This is a genomic window from Enterobacter cloacae complex sp. 418I7 (assembly GCF_050030705.1).
Taxonomy (GTDB): Bacteria; Pseudomonadota; Gammaproteobacteria; order Enterobacterales; family Enterobacteriaceae; genus Enterobacter; species Enterobacter intestinihominis.
In genome coordinates, this window is the sequence record NZ_JBLGUU010000001.1 from 1,151,458 (window position 1) to 1,167,256 (window position 15,799).

The window sequence follows — 15,799 nt, forward strand, 5'->3', positions numbered from 1 at the left end:
CGCTATGTCAATTCAGAAAATCGCTCAACTGGCCGGGGTATCCGTGGCAACGGTCTCTCGCGTACTGAATAACAGCGATACCGTGAAGGCGAAAAACCGCGAGCGCGTTTTGCAGGCGATCCAGGAGAGTAACTACCAGCCCAATCTGCTGGCGCGTCAGCTGCGCACCGCCCGCAGCTATATGATCCTGGTGATGGTCTCGAACATCGCCAACCCGTTCTGTGCCGAAGTGGTGAAGGGCATCGAAGCCGAGGCGGAGAAAAACGGCTACCGCATTCTGCTGTGCAACTCCGGCTCGGATATTGAGCGCTCCCGCTCGGGCTTAAGCCTGCTCTCCGGCAAAATCGTCGACGGCATTATCACCATGGATGCGTTCTCGAAGCTGCCGGAGCTGGCCGCGCTGATTGGCAACGCGCCGTGGGTGCAGTGCGCCGAATACGCCGATGCGGGCGCGGTCTCCTGCGTGGGGATTAATGATGTTGATGCCTCTCAGCATGTTGTCAGCCAGCTTGCCGACGAGGGCCGCAAACGCATTGCGCTCATCAACCACGACCTCAGCTACAAATATGCCCGTTTGCGCGAACGCGGCTATAAGAGCGTCATACACCTGCGGGATCTGGACTATCAGGCGGTGGAGTACGCCAGTGAGCTCAGCTCCAGTGCGGGCATGGCGGCGATGCAAAATCTGTTAACGGCAAACCCGCCGGATGCGGTGTTTGCCGTTTCTGATACGCTGGCGGCGGGGGCGCTGCGCGCCATTCAGCAGGCAGGGCTGCGGGTGCCAGAAGATATCGCGGTGGTGGGTTTTGACGGCACCGAGCTGGCGGAGATGATTTCTCTCACCACCATTGAACAACCGTCGCGGGATATCGGGCGCAAGGCGGTCAATCTGCTGTTAAATAAGATCGACAACCCGGATGCGCCCACGGAAAGGGTCATGATGGACTGGCGCTTTATTTCCCGCGCCAGCACCTGATTATCTGGCGATGACGCCAGCCAGCGAGCGAATATCGTTTCCGGTTGGCGACTGGTGAATACGCAGGCCAAATTCATCCACCACCGCGAAAATATGATCGAAGATGTCGGCCTGAATATCTTCGTATTCTGCCCAAATCACCGTGTTGGTAAAGGCATATATTTCAATCGGCAGCCCGTTGGCATCGGGCGCGAGCTGGCGCACCATCAGCGTCATATCTTTACGAATACGCGGGTGGTTACGCAGATATTCATTCAGATAGGCACGGAAGGTGCCGATATTGGTCATCTTGCGCAGGTTTAATACCGATTCCCCTTCGCCGTTCTGCTGATTCCACAGGTTAATTTCCTCATGACGCGCGGCCAGATACGGCTTCAGTAGTTTCGCCTGAATCAGTTTCTGCTGCTCCTGCTCATCGAGGAAATGAATGCTGGTGGTATCGATATTCAGGCTACGCTTGATGCGGCGACCACCGGAGGCTGACATGCCGCTCCAGTTGATGAACGCGTCGGACACCAGCGCCCAGGTCGGGATGGTGGTGATGGTGTTATCGAAGTTGCGCACTTTAACGGTGGTCAGGCCGATGTCGGTCACCGTGCCGTTGGCCCCGTATTTCGGCATCTCCAGCCAGTCCCCGAGCTTCAGCATGTCGTTGGCGGAGAGCTGAATACCGGCCACTAAGCCCAGTATCGGGTCTTTAAAGACCAGCATCAGAACGGCAGCCATCGCACCCAGGCCGCTTATCAGAATGGCGGGTGACTGACCGATCAGAAGGGAGATAATTAATATTCCCACCAGAATGGCGCTCACCAGCTTGATGCCCTGGAATATCCCCTTCAGCGGCAGCTGTGATGCGGTGGCCATTTTCTGCGACAGATTAAAAATCACATCCAGCAGCGAGAAGAAGGAGAGCAGGGCATAGACCATCACCCACAATTTTGCGCAGGTGGTGAGCATTTCCGCCGCTTCGCTGCCTTTTTGCAGCCACAGAACCGCCTGAACGTTGACGATTATCCCCTGGAGGGTAAACGCCAGACGGTGAAATAACTTGTTCTGCGTAATGATCTGCAACCATAAATGGCTGCTGGCCTGCGCGCGTTTTTCGAAGGCGCGCAGCACCACTTTGTGCAGAATAAAATGAACGATAATGGCTGTAAGAAAAATAATACCAAAGATAATCACTAAAGAGGTGGTGTGATTAATTTCAATCCCTAACTCTTCAACCTGAGCAATTAATTCCTGCATAACGTCTCCTGTATTGATGCAGCCCCATAATGGCGGCTGCGGATCTATTATGCAAATTCAGGCAGTTTTATTTTGTCGCCGGACAGGCCTTGACGACCGGTAAACACAGACGATGGCGCATACGCAGCGTGGCCAGCGCCAGCACCCCCATCATGGCCGTTTCCACCATCAGGAAGACGTTGACTGCCTGGGTGTAATCTCCGTGATGATTTTGCAGCCCGTGCAGCAAAATCGCGCCGAAAATGGCCGGGCCAAGCCCCAGCGCAGCCTGTTGCAGCGTGCTTAAAATCGCGCTCGCGGACCCCGCGTCGTCAGGCTGAATATCGCGCATCCCGATACGGTAGAAGCTGTTTACAATCAGCGCCTGCCCGTAACCCACCAGCCCGGTGGCCGGGGCCAACGTCAGCGCGGTATTCTGCATTCCCCAGTGACGGAACGTGGCGATCAGCGCCACCAGGCCGACAAGCTGAATCGCAAGCCCGGTCAGCAGGATGGCGCTGGTGCTGTAGCGGGCAATCAGGCGTGGGGCGAACCAGGCGGAAATAAAATAGGTGACGCCGAGCGCGATAAAGCTGTTCCCGGACTGCCACGGCGCCATCCCCAGACCGCTTTGCATGGTCAGCGCCATACAGAACATGAACCCGGACCAGACGCTGAAAAAGAGTATCCCGATCAGCACGCCAAAGCGGATGCTGCGCAGCTGCAACAGGCGCGGCGCGATGAGCGGGTGGGCATCTTCTCGCTCTTTCTTACGCGCGTTTAACACCATCAAATAGACCAGCGGCACAATCGCCAGCAGCGCGGCCTTCAGCGGCCACGACCAGTGCCATTGCGGGCCGAGCGCCATCGGGAACAGCAGACAGCACAGTATCGCCGTCAGCAGGACAGTACCGGTCCAGTCAATGCGCGACGGCGTGTCGCGGCGGGTTTCCGGTACGTAGCGACGGCTCAACGCCAGCACCACCAGACAAATCGGCACGTTGATAAAGAAGGCGTTACGCCAGCCAAGCCCGGCGATGTCCGCCGACACCAGCCAGCCGCCACCCATCTGGCCGACGATAAACGCAATACCGCCGATACCGCCGAACAGACTGATCGCTTTGGCGTGTGCCGTTCCTTTTAACGTCACGTGCAACGTCGCGAGAATTTGCGGCATGATCAGCGCGGCGCCCGCGCCCTGAATAATGCGCGCGGCAAGCAACTGTTCGATATTGCCCGCCATGCCGCACAGCAGCGAGGCCAGGCCAAAACTCGCCACGCCCCACATAAACAAGCGACGGCGGCCAAGGTTATCGCCCAGCTTGCTGCCGGGGGCCAGGCAGACGGCAAAGGCCACGCCGTAGAGTGCGACGATCAGCTCCAGTTCGGTGGCGGTGGCGTGTAACGAATGGGTGATGGAATCCAGCGCCACGTTGGTGATCGAGGTATCAATCAGCGGCAGCATCTGGCCGGTTAACAGCAATATCAGGCCCGCACGACCCGGTGAAACAACTGACGTATTCATGGTGACTCCATTGCGTCAAACAGCGTAGAGTCGTAGCATCAACCATCTGATAAACGGGTACCAGTTCTTGCTTATACTGGTACTGGCACTACCATGCAGGAGATGTTATGGCGCTGATGTCTGAACCTGTCACCTCTCTCCAGGATGACACCCGCAAGCAGCTGGGCGCGTTTTTGCGTGCCCGGCGCGAAAGCCTCGATCCGCAGCGGCTCGGCTTACCGCGCAGCGGCCGTCGCCGCACGCCGGGCCTGCGCCGGGAGGAGGTAGCGATGCTCGCGGATGTCGGTGTGACCTGGTACACCTGGCTGGAACAGGGCCGGGACGTCAATCCGTCCAGCGCGGTGATGGCCGCCATTGCAAAAGCGCTGCAATGCACCCCGACCGAAGCCCGGCATCTTTTTGTGCTTGCCGGTTTGCCGCCGGGCGAAGCCCCGCAGGCGGTGTGCTGTGAGGGGATCAGCGAAGGCACGCGTCGCCTGCTGGATACCCTGATGCCGAAGCCTGCCAGTATTCAGAAACCGAATTTCGATATCGTGGCGTGGAACGACAGCTTCGGACACCTGATGGGCGTCGATTTCAACGCTATCCCGCCGGAAGATCGCAACTGTATTTACCTGTTCCTCACCCATCCGGCGTGGCGCGCGCGGCTCGGCAAACGTGACGACGTGCTGCCGATTTTCGTCTCCTACTTCCGCGCGGCAATGGCCGAGCACCGTGGCGACCCGCTCTGGGAAGCGAAGCTGGCGCGTTTTTTTGCGGTGTCCGAGGAGTTCAAAACCCTGTGGCACCAGCGTAACGACGTGCGCGGCGTGGAGAACCAGCTCAAGCTGTTCACCCATCCCGAGCTGGGGGATTTTCATCTCCAGCAGATGTACTGGTACTCTGCGCCGCGAAACGGATCGCGGCTGCTGGTCTATTTACCGGTGGACGAGGCGGGTGAGAGGGCGATGGCATGGCTGGAGGCGCAGGGGAAATAATTTTTTGTGAGGGGCTTTCAGGGAATAAGAGCTGGCTCTGCTAAGCGAATACGACATCGTTGTCTCTGACAGCGAACAAACGGGAGACGGGCAACGGTTCTGGCTGCGCATGATCGACTGGGCGTTTACCATGAACTATCGCATTAGTGTGGCGGACGGTACGGTGGGAGAAGAGTGGACGTTAACGCCCGTAAATTCCTACGCTGAGCTGGAAGAGCGCTGGATTGCTTTTGCCTGGGGAAACGATCGTGAGGTCCATCCGCATCGCAGGCTTGTCATCAGTAAAGCGTAACGGGCCGCATGCAGCGGCCCATTTTCATTAGCATTCAGTCACAATCGTGCTCAGCGGCAGGCGAGACTTCGGCAGCGTGGCATTGAAATCCTCAACGCTGTGATGCCCAACCGGCACCACCACCAGGCTGGTGAAACCTTTCTCTTTCAGGCCGAACTCTTCGTCGAGGATTGCGGCATCGAAGCCTTCAATCGGCACTGCGTCCAGGCCCATCGCGGCCACGCCCAGCAGGAAGTTGCCGACGTTCAGGTAAACCTGCTTCGCCATCCACTGGTCGTCATCTTTCAGATCCACGCGGTGCATGTCGGCAAAATAGCAGCGGCCTTTGTGGTTCGCGGCTTTTGCTTCTGGCGTGGCGAAACGGCCGTCAGCCTCTTCCTGATCGACGACGCGCTCAAGCCAGGCATCGTCCATCGCGGTTTTCGCACAGAACACCACCACGTGAGAGGCATCCAGCATTTTGCGTTCGTTAAACACATAGGTGCCCGCCGCGGATTTTGCCACGCGCGCTTTACCCTCTTCAGTGCTGGCAACAATAAAGTGCCACGGCTGGGAGTTGGTGCTGGACGGGCTGTATTGCAGCAGCGTTTTGATTTTTTCCGCTTCTTCTGCGGTCAGTTTTTTGGCTGGGTCGAACGCCTTGGTAGAGTGGCGTTTCAGGGCGACAGAAATAATATCCATAACAACTCCTGGTGATGAAATCCGCCCGCGGGCGGGCGTGAAAGGAAAGCAGATTACCGCGCGAAGCGGGAAAAGATAAGTGCGATTCGAGCGCTTATTCTGTTCGTCTCAGACGAACAATCAGGCTGGCCGAATCCACTTCTGATCTTTTTTCGGCAGTTTATCAACGACCAGATTCCACGAATCCGTAATCAGGTCGGTGACCAGTTCAGGCGTGATGTCGTCCGTGCCATAAAGGGAGATCCAGTGTTTTTTATTCAGATGGTAGCCAGGCTCCACGCCACGGTAGATCTGCTGATTGAGCAGCGATTTTTCCGGATCGGATTTCAGGCTGACGTGGGCCCGACCGTGAGCGGTCGCCATCAGCATAAAAATTTTCCCGCCCACCTTAAACACGTCATACTCCGGGCCAAACGGCCAGCAATGTTCGGTAAAAGGCATTTCCAGCGCGACGCGTCTGGCATGTTCCTGCAAGGCTTTACTGTCCATGGCTCTCTTCCTCAGCAAGCCCGCGCCACATGGCTTCAAAGCCCAGCGCTTTAAAATCGACGGCACGGGACGGATCGCGCGCGGCAAACTCCATGGTGGTTTCAGCCAGCGATAAGAATATTGCATCACCGAAGGTCTTAAACTCGTCAGACATAAACACCGGGCGCACCGAGCGGTGACACAGTTCGTGTATTTCCGGGAACATGTCTTTCACCGCCTGCTCGGTTTCAATGTTCAGCTTTTCACTGACGCCAATCTGGCGGATAGCCGCATGCGCCAGGGGGTTACGAATGCCCCAGTCCACATAGCTATTCCAGATATTACGGGTATGCTCTTTTGGCTGGGTGATGGTGCGATCGAGGTTTGCCAGCATGGTCTGGCAAAGATCCTGCTTCAGATGCAGATAGAGGGCATTCAGCAGATCGTCTTTGGTAGCAAAGTAGCGAAACAGTGTCCCTTCAGCGACGCCCGCATTACGGGCAATTAACGCCGTTGAGGCGGCAATACCTGACTGCGCAAACGCAGCCGTTGCTGCTTCCAGTAAGGCCTGTTTTTTATCTTCACTCTTCGGACGTGCCACTAAATTTTTCCTCCCGTCAATTGTAAAAACCCTGATTGAAACACGTGCTTTGCCACGCTGCAACGCGGAATGTCAAAGATCGAAAACCTTCTTGACGGCGTAATCATCCTATCTATAATGAGTGCTTACTCACTCATAATCAAGTTCAACCCGCGCAAACTATCGGACAGGGCGCGTTGGCGGGTCAGGATAATGAAAAAGCCTCTATTCATCTGCGTGGTGTTAGTTATGATTATTGCTTCAGCTGCCAGTTTACCGTTTGTACTGAATGCCGGATTTGGCCGGCCACCGCAGGGTGCGCAGCTCTCTGAAGTGGAGGCCTCTCCGCACTATCGCGACGGGCAATTCCATAACACGCTCCCTACGCCGGGCTTTACCGGGCAACAAAATATGCTGGTGGCGTGGTGGCAGTTTCTTACCCGTAAAACCGAAAACGCCCGTCCTGCGCAGCCGCTGCCGCTGGTGAAAACCGATCTGGCGAGCCTGTCGCCTGAACAGGACACGCTGGTGTGGCTCGGCCACTCCTCCTGGTATATGCAGCTGGCGGGGCAACGAATCCTGATCGATCCGGTTCTGAGTAACTACGCCGCACCGTTCTCCTTCCTCAATAAAGCCTTTGCGGGGGAGTACCCGTGGCGTGCGGAGAGCATGCCGGAGATCGACCTGCTGATTATCTCCCACGATCACTATGATCATCTGGATTACGCCACCATCAAGGCGCTGCTGCCGAAGGTTAAGCGCGTGGTCACCCCGCTGGGCGTGGGTTCGCATCTGCGCTACTGGGGGATGAACCCTGAGATTATCGACGAGCGGGACTGGAACCAGTCGGTACGTATCAGCGATGCGCTGACGGTACATGTTCTGCCGGCGCGCCATTTTTCCGGGCGCGGCATTAAGCGTAACCAGACCCTGTGGGGCAGCTTTATGTTTGTCTCTCCGGAGCAGAAGGTCTACTACAGCGGAGATTCCGGTTATGGCCCGCACTTCAAAGCAATTGGCGAGCAGTTTGGCGGAGTGGACTTAGCCATTATGGAAAACGGCCAGTACGACCAGGACTGGAAGTACATTCACATGCATCCGGCGGAAACGGCGCAGGCCTCGGCAGATCTCAATGCCAGAGCGGTCGTACCGGGACATAACGGGCGTTTTGTGCTGGCGAAACATACCTGGAACGATCCACTGATCCAGCTGGCGAAAGCCAGTAAGGATAAAAACTACCGGCTGCTGACACCGGAGCTGGGCGAGCCCGTGCGGGTGAGTGATACCACGCAACAATTTCGCGAGTGGTGGGAATAATGTTTAAGCGAGAAGCAGAGGGGGAGAGCAGTATGACGATTTCCGCTCAGGTCATTGATACGATTGTCGAATGGATCGATGACAACCTACACCAGCCGTTACGCATCGAAGAGATTGCCCGCCACGCGGGTTACTCAAAATGGCATTTACAGCGGCTGTTTATGCAGTACAAAGGCGAAAGTCTGGGGCGCTACATCCGCGAACGCAAGCTGCTGATGGCGGCGCGCGATCTGCGTGAGTCAGACGAGCGCGTGTACGATATCTGCCTGCGCTACGGGTTTGACTCGCAGCAGACGTTTACCCGCATCTTTACCCGCACCTTTAACCAGCCGCCCGGGGCGTACCGCAAAGAGAACCATAGCCAGACACATTAACATGTCGCGTGTAGGCCGGGTAAGGCGTAGCCGCCACCCGGCTTTTTTGTGGGCTCGGTGCCCGTAATTGCCCGGTGGCGCTGCGCTTACCGGGCCTACAAATCACTTACCACCGATAATTCACCGTCGCCGTCACCGTCCGGCCAATCCCGTAGAAGCACGCCGTATCGCTTGCGCATGACGCCACATACTTCGTGTCCGCCACGTTATTGACGTTGAACTGCACGCTTGCCCCTTTCAGGCTGCGGTTCATCTCGCCCAGATCGTAGCGCAGCATCGCGTCATACAGATCCACCGATGGCACCTTAAAGGTGTTCTTCGCATCGCCGTAGCTGGTGCCGATGTAGCGCATCCCCACGCCAGCGGTCAGGCTCTTGAGCGCCCCTCCCGGAACGGTATAGCTGGCAAACGCCGATGCCATATGCGCTGGAATGCGCGCAGGCGTTTTGCCTTCTGTTCCCGCCACCGTGGTGCTTTCGGTTTTTGCATCGGTGTAAGTGTAGGAGCCAATCAGGTTGATGTTATCCATCAGCGTGGCGTGGATTTCCGCTTCAGCGCCTTTCGAACGCACCTTGCCCGCATTTTCGAACCAGCCTTCAGCGCTGTTATAGGTCGCTACGTTGTCCTGAGTTAAATCGTACAGCGCGAGAGTCATCAGCGTGGTGTCGACCGGCTGATATTTCAGGCCAATCTCGGTCTGCTCCCCGGTAGTAGGCCTGAATGGCGCGACGCCCGGCGCACGGTTGGTTTGCAGGTTCGGCTCAAACGACGTGCTGTAGCTGATGTACGGCGAGAGACCAAAATCGAACGCGTACAGCAGGCCAGTGCGCCAGGTAAATTTGCTGTCGTTCTGCTGCGTAAAGCTATTATCGGTGAAGTCGTTGGTACGCACTTCGCTCCAGTCGTAGCGCCCGGAAACCAGCCACTCCCAGTTGTTCCAGCTCATCTGATCCTGAAGATACAGCCCCATCTGGTCGAGATTTTGCTGCTCGTCGGAGGCCGTTTTGAAGGTGCTTTCATCCACGTTCACGCCGTAAACCGGGGTTGTCCAGTCGAGGTCATACTGTGAGCCGCTCCCGCGCGCCAGCAGCTGTTTATCCTTGCTTGTCTTGTAATCAAACCCGCCGAGCAGGGTATGGCTGACGCTCCCGGTCTCCAGCAGATATTCCAGCTGGTTATCGAGGCCAAATTCATTGGTCGTGCGCTCTTCACGCTGGGCGCGACGGGTCAACACCGTGCTGTTGGCCGCGCTGTTGGCGTAAACCAGATAACGGTATTTCTGCTTGATGGTGGCGTAACGGGCGTTCTGGCGGAAGGTGAGGTTGTCGGCGAACTGGTGTTCCAGCTCGTAGCCAATCATCGTCTGCTCGCGCCAGGACTGATTGTAATTCGGATCGCTGACGTTAAAGTCGCGCGGGATGTACTTCCCGTCGACGCTTTTCACCGTGCCATACGCGGGCAGGAAGTTGCGGTATCCGGCATCCGGATCTTTCTGGTAGCTGGTCAGCAGCGTAAAGCGGGTCTGATCGTTCGGGTACCAGGTGATCGCCGGGGCGATCGCCATCCGCGTCTCTTTATAATCGTCCACCTGATTATGCTGCGTACGGGCGATACCGTTCACGCGATACAGTACGCGGCCGTCGTCGCTCAGCCTGCCGCCGAAATCAAACGCACCTTCGGCGAGATCGTTATTGCCGGTGCGGAACTGCACGTTGTGAATGGCCTCCGCCGTCGGGCGCTTGCTGGTCATGCTGATTAACCCGCCAGGATTCACCTGACCAAACAGGACCGACGCCGGGCCGCGCACCAGCTCCACGCGCTCCAGCAGCCACGGGTCAACTGTGCCCGTCTGTGATGAGGCCGTTGCGCCAAAGCTTAAGCCGTCGAGGAATTTTGGCACGTAGCTAAAGCCGCGCACAAACACCTCGTCGTTACGGTTAGACGAGCCCCGGTATTCGGTAAACACGCCCGCCGAGTAGCGCAGTGCCTGCGAAACGGATGTGACGTCCTGCATGTTCATTTGATCGCGGGTGATCACCGATACCGACTGCGGCGTCTTCACAATCTCCGCGCTGGTCTTGGTGGCGGAGAGCGTTTTCGTCGCCACAATGCCTTTTACGGGCGCAGTGGGCTCTTCACTCACGCCCTGCGTCACCGTAATCGTTTCTTCTTTCGTTTCTGCCTGAGCCGCGACGCTGGTCGTCGCCAGACTCATCAGCCAGAGATACATTATCTTATTATTTTTAAACATTTTTATTGAGCGTCCTTGGTTGCTATCGCCATAAAAACACCGGTAAATCGCCGTTGATGATATTGCAAATTATTACCATTTGCATTAGCGTTGTTAACAAATTTCGTTGGGGAACAAGCGGTAATGAAGAGGGTATGGAGTGGGTTGCTGTTGGGGATCGGCGCGCTGCCCGCCGTGGCGGCAACGTGCGAGCAGTCGTCCCGGCAGGGCGATGTTCAGGGAAAGTTTGATGCCAGCGGCGAAGTCTGCTTCTCCCTGCCTGAACTGGGTGAAAATTACGTTTCCGCCACGCTGAATGGCGTGACGGATGCGCGCCTGCTGGATGGGCAAAACCGCCGCATCCGCACGCTGATCGAAAATGGTCCTGCGGACGGGGAACACACGCTGCTGTTTGCCCTGCCGGTGAAACAGAACACCTCGCTGGTGCTACACGGCGAAGCCGGTAAGCCGTGGCGTTTTCAGTGGCGGATGAAAGAGACCTCTCCATTACCACGCGTGCAGATGCTGGCGCCAGTAAGCCCGACGCTAAAGGCGCTGGCAAACGTCATTTCTGCCGGTGGAAGTACCGAGGCGTTCTGGCAGGCGCAGCGTCGACAGGGAACGCCAATGGTGGAACCGGTAGATGCGAACCATAAGCGCGTGACCTTTCTGTGGCGCGGCGCGCGGGATAACGTCTTCATTCTCGGCTCTCCGGCGGGGGATCACGATCCGCTGTTCCGCCTGGGCAACAGCGACGTCTGGTTCCGCAGCTACGTGGTCCCCGCTGATACGGTGATGCAATATAAGCTCGCCCCCGATGTGCCGATCGTTGAAGGCTCTGCCCGCGATCAACGCCGTGCCATCCTGGTGAGCGCACAGGCCGATCCGCTTAACCCGAACACCTTTGGGGAGCAGAAGGCGGATCGATGGAACCGTTACTCGCTGCTCGATCTCAGCCCGGCGCGCTACTGCTCCGTTCAGGCCATGGCAAAGCCGCTGGTGCACGGGACGTTGAGCCGTCAGAGTTTTTCCAGCCACATCCTCGGCAACGCCCGCGACGTGATGATCTACAAACCGCGCGGCGCACAGCCCGCACGCTGGACGTTAATTCTGTTCGACGGGCAGATTTATCAGGACGAATACCATTTTGCCAACGTGCTGGACGGTCTGATTGCCCGGCATCACCTGCCACCGATTAACGTGGTGTTTATCGACAGCCTCGATCACGCCCGTCGCGGCAACGAGCTGCCGCCGAACCCGGAATTTGCTGACTTTATGGCGCACGAGCTGCTGCCGTGGCTGCGCGGGCAGGGCATCGCGATGCAGCGGCAGAAAACGGTGCTGGCGGGGTCGAGCTATGGGGGAATTGCCTCGTCATGGGTGGCGCTGCGCTATCCGCGCCTGTTTGGCAACGTGCTGAGCCTTTCCGGCTCCTACTGGTGGGCGCCGAAAGGTGACGCCCCCGGCTGGCTGACGCGTCAGTACCAGCAGTCGCCGCCGTATCCGGTGCGCTTCTGGTTACAGGCCGGAAAGTTTGAAACCACGGGGCCGGGCGGCGGCATTTATCGCACCACGCAGGATTTTGAACAGGTGCTGAAGGAAAAAGGCTATCGCGTCAGCTTCCACCCCTCATCCAGCGGCCACGACTACGCGGCCTGGTGTGAAGCACTGATCCACGGGATGCGCGATCTTACTGGCTTACGACGCCAGTGAAAACCAGCGGCGCCAGATGAAACGCAGGATAAAGAATTCGATGGCGCCGAGCACCAAAAACCACAGACAGAACAGAATGGTGTACAGCTGATTCAGATCGACCATATGAAAGCTCTGAACCAGTTTCTGCGCCAGCACCAGACCCAGCGACGGCGCAGGTAACAGCAGACAGGAGAGCAGGGCCATCAGCAAAATGCCCCCTGCGGTGAGCAGCGATTCTAACGGGTGTTTCATCGTAATGTTAATCGTGAGTTAAAAATGTCATTGTCCGGCATCCTGAAACGTAAAGCAATATCATCCCCACTGGCAAAATTGAGTGAAAGGCCACCGTTATTCTGCGAGTTAATAACGGGAAATAGATAATATTTCCGGGGCGATTAAATTAATATCGCGTAATGTAAATAAACGTCTTTTTCACGAAAATAATTTTACAAAGCTATAGGTGCTATATCCAATTAACGTCGCAATAACAATGGCTGCGACAATGTATAACGCCAGGCGCCGCCCGCGATAAATACCAAGCATGCTTCCTCCTCGTTTAGTGTTGGTTTAGAAATATTTTGTAAAAATCAACGCGTCGAAATAATTTTAATCAGTTTTGAATAACCGGGTAGTCAATATATTGCGGTAGATCAATTTAACCCGCAAGACTTAAAAATGAATTATTTAAAGCCAGAAAGGAATTCCGGCTTCCGTCCACCGGATATTGAAGGAAAAATACCATGACCAAAAAAAATTTCTCGCAGAATATGCCACCCGCAGGCGGGCAGGCGTACCAGCAGACCGTAGAGCAGGTGCTTGCTCAGGCGCAGAGCCAGGCGAATGGACTGGACCGCACCGAGGCGCAGGCACGTTTGCAGAAGCATGGCCCGAACGCGCTGCCGGAGAAAAAAGGCAAGCCGGGCTGGCTGCGTTTTCTCGCGCATTTTAACGATGTCCTGATTTACGTCCTGCTGGCGGCCGCCGTATTAACGGCTGTAATGGGACACTGGGTTGATACGCTGGTTATCCTGGGCGTGGCGGTAATCAATGCCTTAATTGGCCACATTCAGGAAAGTAACGCAGAAAAATCCCTGAAGAGTATTCGCAATATGCTCTCCAGCGAGGCGCGCGTTATTCGTAATGGTAACCATGAAACCATCCCGACGACGGAAATCGTCCCGGGCGATATTATTGTGTTGCGCGCAGGAGATCGTATTCCGGCGGATATGCGCTTAATAGAAGCGCATAATTTACGCGTGGAAGAGGCAATTCTGACCGGCGAATCCACCGTGGTGGATAAACACATTAATCCGCTGAGCGGTGAATTGCCGCTGGGCGACCGCACCAATATGGTCTTCTCCGGGACGACCGTAAGCGCGGGCGGTGGCGTTGGCCTGGTCACCGCGACCGGTAAGGATACGGAGCTCGGCCACATCAACCAGATGATGGCGGGCATTGAAAAGCACCGCACCCCGCTGCTGGTGCAGATGGACAAGCTGGGCAAAGCGATTTTCGCCATCATTCTGGCGATGATGGCCGCGCTGTTTGTCTTCAGCCTGGTGTTCCGCGAGATCCCGATGGGCGAGCTGCTGCTCTCCCTGATTAGCCTGGCGGTAGCCTCCGTGCCGGAAGGTCTGCCGGCGATTATCTCCATTATCCTCTCCCTGGGCGTACAGGCGATGGCGCGTAAGCGGGCGATTATCCGCAAGCTGCCGACGGTTGAAACCCTGGGCGCGATGACCGTGGTCTGCTCGGATAAAACCGGCACCCTGACCATGAACGAGATGACGGTGAAAGCCATCATTACCGCCGATACGTGCTATCGCGTGGACGGCAACAGCTACGAGCCGGTGGGCAACCTCTACCTCGAAGGCAGCGACGAGCCGGTGCAGATCCAGCCGGGCACCGTGCTGGAGCAGTACCTGCGCACCATCGACCTGTGTAACGACAGCCAGCTGATTCAGGACGAGCGCGGCCTGTGGGGCATCACCGGCGGCCCGACCGAGGGCGCGCTGAAGGTGCTGGCGGCAAAAGCCCAACTCGCACCGGTCGAGACCACCCTGGTCAACAAGATCCCGTTCGACTCGCAGTACAAGTACATGAGCACCCACTACCAGATTGGCGGTGAGGAGCAGATTTTGATCACCGGCGCGCCGGACGTGATTTTCGCCCTGTGTGAGCAGCAGCAGACCCGCAACGGTGCGCAAGCCTTTGACCGCGCGTACTGGGAAACGGAGATGGAGCGCTATGCGCGTCAGGGGCTGCGCATGGTCGCCGCGGCGTTCAGGCCAGCGAACGGTGAGCAGGCACTGACTCACGACGACCTGAGCCACGGCCTGATCTTCCTCGGCATTGCCGGGATGATGGATCCGCCGCGTCCGGAAGCGATTGAGGCGATTAACGCCTGCCAGCAGGCGGGGATCCGCGTGAAGATGATCACCGGGGATCACCCGCAGACGGCGATGAGCATAGGCCAGATGCTGGGGATCACTAACAGCGAGCAGGCGGTCACCGGCTATGAGCTGGAGAAGATGGACGACGCGGAGCTGGCCGAAGCGGCGGTGAAGTATGACATCTTCGCCCGTACCAGCCCGGAGCATAAGCTGCGCCTGGTGAAAGCGTTACAGGACAAAGGCGAAATCGTCGGTATGACCGGTGACGGCGTGAACGATGCGCCAGCGCTGCGTCAGGCGGATGTGGGTATTGCGATGGGCATCAAAGGCACGGAAGTCACCAAAGAGGCGGCGGACATGGTCCTGACGGACGATAACTTCGCCACCATCGCCAGCGCGGTGAAAGAGGGGCGTCGCGTTTACGACAACCTGAAGAAGACCATTCTGTTCATCATGCCGACCAACCTGGCGCAGGGACTACTGATTGTGATTGCGCTGCTGGCGGGGAACATCATTCCGCTGACGCCGGTACTGATCCTGTGGATGAACATGGCGACCTCCGCCACGCTCTCCTTCGGCCTGGCCTTCGAGGCCGCCGAGCGCAACATAATGCGCCGCCCACCGCGTCAGACCGGGCAGCACGTGATGGACGCCTACGCCGTATGGCGCGTGGCTTTCGTCGGCACCATGATTGCCATCGCCGCCTTTGCGCTGGAAGCCTGGCTGGCCCCGCGCGGGCACAGCGCGGAGTTCATCCGCACCGTGCTGCTCCAGATGCTGGTCTGCGCCCAGTGGGTGTACATGATTAACTGCCGCAACACCGAAGGGTTCTCCCTGAACCGCGGCCTGCTGGCGAACAAAGGGATCTGGCTGGTAACGGGCGTACTGTTCCTGCTCCAGGCGGCGATCATCTACCTGCCGTTTATGCAGATGCTGTTCGGCACCGAAGCACTGCCGCTGCGCTACTGGTTCGTGACGCTGGCGGTGGCGGGGGTGATGTTCTTCGTCGTCGAAATCGAGAAGCGACTGACCCGCAGGTTCCGTAAGGCTGCATAACTAAAACCTTA

At 57.3% G+C, this 15,799-nt stretch carries 14 protein-coding genes; 7 read left to right on the plus strand and 7 right to left on the minus strand.

Annotated elements, in window-relative coordinates; all coding sequences use genetic code 11:
• Positions 1–4 precede the first annotated feature (4 nt).
• Complete coding sequence (locus tag ACQG0S_RS05470) at positions 5–976, plus strand: LacI family DNA-binding transcriptional regulator (RefSeq protein WP_023305626.1); 972 nt, start codon at positions 5–7, stop codon at positions 974–976.
• On the opposite strand, the gene ACQG0S_RS05475 is transcribed toward ACQG0S_RS05470, so the two are convergent.
• Together ACQG0S_RS05475 and ACQG0S_RS05480 are read right to left on the minus strand one after the other, a co-directional pair.
• Positions 977–2,221, minus strand: coding sequence for a mechanosensitive ion channel family protein (locus tag ACQG0S_RS05475; protein WP_022647326.1), 1,245 nt, complete (start codon positions 2,219–2,221; stop codon positions 977–979). It abuts the gene before it with no gap.
• A gap of 67 nt (positions 2,222–2,288) precedes the next feature.
• A complete protein-coding gene (locus ACQG0S_RS05480) occupies positions 2,289–3,725 on the minus strand; it encodes an MFS transporter (protein WP_048965789.1) in 1,437 nt (478 codons plus the stop codon).
• Positions 3,726–3,832: 107 nt separating this feature from the next.
• On the opposite strand from ACQG0S_RS05480, the gene ACQG0S_RS05485 reads away from it, so the two are divergent.
• On the plus strand, positions 3,833–4,702 hold the full coding sequence (locus ACQG0S_RS05485) for a helix-turn-helix transcriptional regulator (RefSeq protein WP_022647328.1): 870 nt from the start codon (positions 3,833–3,835) through the stop codon (positions 4,700–4,702).
• 109 nt (positions 4,703–4,811) lie between these two features.
• A complete protein-coding gene (locus ACQG0S_RS05490) occupies positions 4,812–4,994 on the plus strand; it encodes a hypothetical protein (protein WP_223861950.1) in 183 nt (60 codons plus the stop codon).
• Between the two features lie 27 nt (positions 4,995–5,021).
• Here ACQG0S_RS05490 and nfsB read toward each other — a convergent pair whose 3' ends face one another.
• The 3 genes from nfsB to ACQG0S_RS05505 all read right to left on the minus strand — a co-directional run bounded on the left by nfsB (position 5,022) and on the right by ACQG0S_RS05505 (position 6,744).
• Entirely contained in the window at positions 5,022–5,675 is a 654-nt protein-coding gene (gene nfsB, locus ACQG0S_RS05495; RefSeq protein ID WP_003858884.1) for an oxygen-insensitive NAD(P)H nitroreductase, read from the minus strand.
• A gap of 120 nt (positions 5,676–5,795) precedes the next feature.
• Positions 5,796–6,164: an MmcQ/YjbR family DNA-binding protein gene (locus ACQG0S_RS05500; protein ID WP_022647330.1), complete on the minus strand. Its 369-nt coding sequence runs from the start codon at positions 6,162–6,164 to the stop codon at positions 5,796–5,798.
• Entirely contained in the window at positions 6,154–6,744 is a 591-nt protein-coding gene (locus ACQG0S_RS05505) for a TetR/AcrR family transcriptional regulator (RefSeq protein WP_023299509.1), read from the minus strand. Before ACQG0S_RS05505 ends, ACQG0S_RS05500 begins: the two co-directional genes overlap by 11 nt.
• Positions 6,745–6,936: 192 nt before the next feature.
• Between ACQG0S_RS05505 and ACQG0S_RS05510 the strand changes: the two genes are divergently transcribed.
• The gene (locus tag ACQG0S_RS05510; protein WP_048965788.1) at positions 6,937–8,040 is read left to right on the plus strand and encodes a RomA family MBL fold metallo-hydrolase; all 1,104 of its coding nucleotides are present in this window, start codon (positions 6,937–6,939) and stop codon (positions 8,038–8,040) included.
• 32 nt (positions 8,041–8,072) lie between these two features.
• The gene (locus ACQG0S_RS05515; protein ID WP_017694370.1) at positions 8,073–8,414 is read left to right on the plus strand and encodes a RamA family antibiotic efflux transcriptional regulator; all 342 of its coding nucleotides are present in this window, start codon (positions 8,073–8,075) and stop codon (positions 8,412–8,414) included.
• 106 nt (positions 8,415–8,520) lie between these two features.
• On the opposite strand, the gene ACQG0S_RS05520 is transcribed toward ACQG0S_RS05515, so the two are convergent.
• Positions 8,521–10,665, minus strand: coding sequence for a TonB-dependent siderophore receptor (locus ACQG0S_RS05520; protein ID WP_048965787.1), 2,145 nt, complete (start codon positions 10,663–10,665; stop codon positions 8,521–8,523).
• A gap of 123 nt (positions 10,666–10,788) precedes the next feature.
• Between ACQG0S_RS05520 and ACQG0S_RS05525 the strand changes: the two genes are divergently transcribed.
• On the plus strand, positions 10,789–12,357 hold the full coding sequence (locus tag ACQG0S_RS05525; protein WP_048965786.1) for an alpha/beta hydrolase-fold protein: 1,569 nt from the start codon (positions 10,789–10,791) through the stop codon (positions 12,355–12,357).
• Here ACQG0S_RS05525 and ACQG0S_RS05530 read toward each other — a convergent pair.
• On the minus strand, positions 12,343–12,591 hold the full coding sequence (locus ACQG0S_RS05530; protein ID WP_048965785.1) for a DUF1158 domain-containing protein: 249 nt from the start codon (positions 12,589–12,591) through the stop codon (positions 12,343–12,345). The genes ACQG0S_RS05525 and ACQG0S_RS05530 overlap by 15 nt on opposite strands.
• Before the next feature lie 488 nt (positions 12,592–13,079).
• Here ACQG0S_RS05530 and ACQG0S_RS05535 point away from each other — a divergent pair, with 488 nt between their 5' ends.
• Positions 13,080–15,788 (plus strand): cation-transporting P-type ATPase, encoded by a 2,709-nt coding sequence (locus tag ACQG0S_RS05535; RefSeq protein WP_048965784.1) that lies wholly within the window; start codon positions 13,080–13,082, stop codon positions 15,786–15,788.
• The last annotated feature ends 11 nt before the right edge of the window (positions 15,789–15,799 follow it).

Coding starts and splice junctions, on each gene's coding strand:
- ACQG0S_RS05470 (WP_023305626.1), top strand. CDS start 5: ATGTCAATTCAGAAAATCGCTCAACTGGCCGGGGTATCCGTGGCAACG.
- ACQG0S_RS05475 (WP_022647326.1), bottom strand. CDS start 2,221: ATGCAGGAATTAATTGCTCAGGTTGAAGAGTTAGGGATTGAAATTAAT.
- ACQG0S_RS05480 (WP_048965789.1), bottom strand. CDS start 3,725: ATGAATACGTCAGTTGTTTCACCGGGTCGTGCGGGCCTGATATTGCTG.
- ACQG0S_RS05485 (WP_022647328.1), top strand. CDS start 3,833: ATGGCGCTGATGTCTGAACCTGTCACCTCTCTCCAGGATGACACCCGC.
- ACQG0S_RS05490 (WP_223861950.1), top strand. CDS start 4,812: ATGATCGACTGGGCGTTTACCATGAACTATCGCATTAGTGTGGCGGAC.
- nfsB (WP_003858884.1), bottom strand. CDS start 5,675: ATGGATATTATTTCTGTCGCCCTGAAACGCCACTCTACCAAGGCGTTC.
- ACQG0S_RS05500 (WP_022647330.1), bottom strand. CDS start 6,164: ATGGACAGTAAAGCCTTGCAGGAACATGCCAGACGCGTCGCGCTGGAA.
- ACQG0S_RS05510 (WP_048965788.1), top strand. CDS start 6,937: ATGAAAAAGCCTCTATTCATCTGCGTGGTGTTAGTTATGATTATTGCT.
- ACQG0S_RS05515 (WP_017694370.1), top strand. CDS start 8,073: ATGACGATTTCCGCTCAGGTCATTGATACGATTGTCGAATGGATCGAT.
- ACQG0S_RS05520 (WP_048965787.1), bottom strand. CDS start 10,665: ATGTTTAAAAATAATAAGATAATGTATCTCTGGCTGATGAGTCTGGCG.
- ACQG0S_RS05525 (WP_048965786.1), top strand. CDS start 10,789: ATGAAGAGGGTATGGAGTGGGTTGCTGTTGGGGATCGGCGCGCTGCCC.
- ACQG0S_RS05530 (WP_048965785.1), bottom strand. CDS start 12,591: ATGAAACACCCGTTAGAATCGCTGCTCACCGCAGGGGGCATTTTGCTG.
- ACQG0S_RS05535 (WP_048965784.1), top strand. CDS start 13,080: ATGACCAAAAAAAATTTCTCGCAGAATATGCCACCCGCAGGCGGGCAG.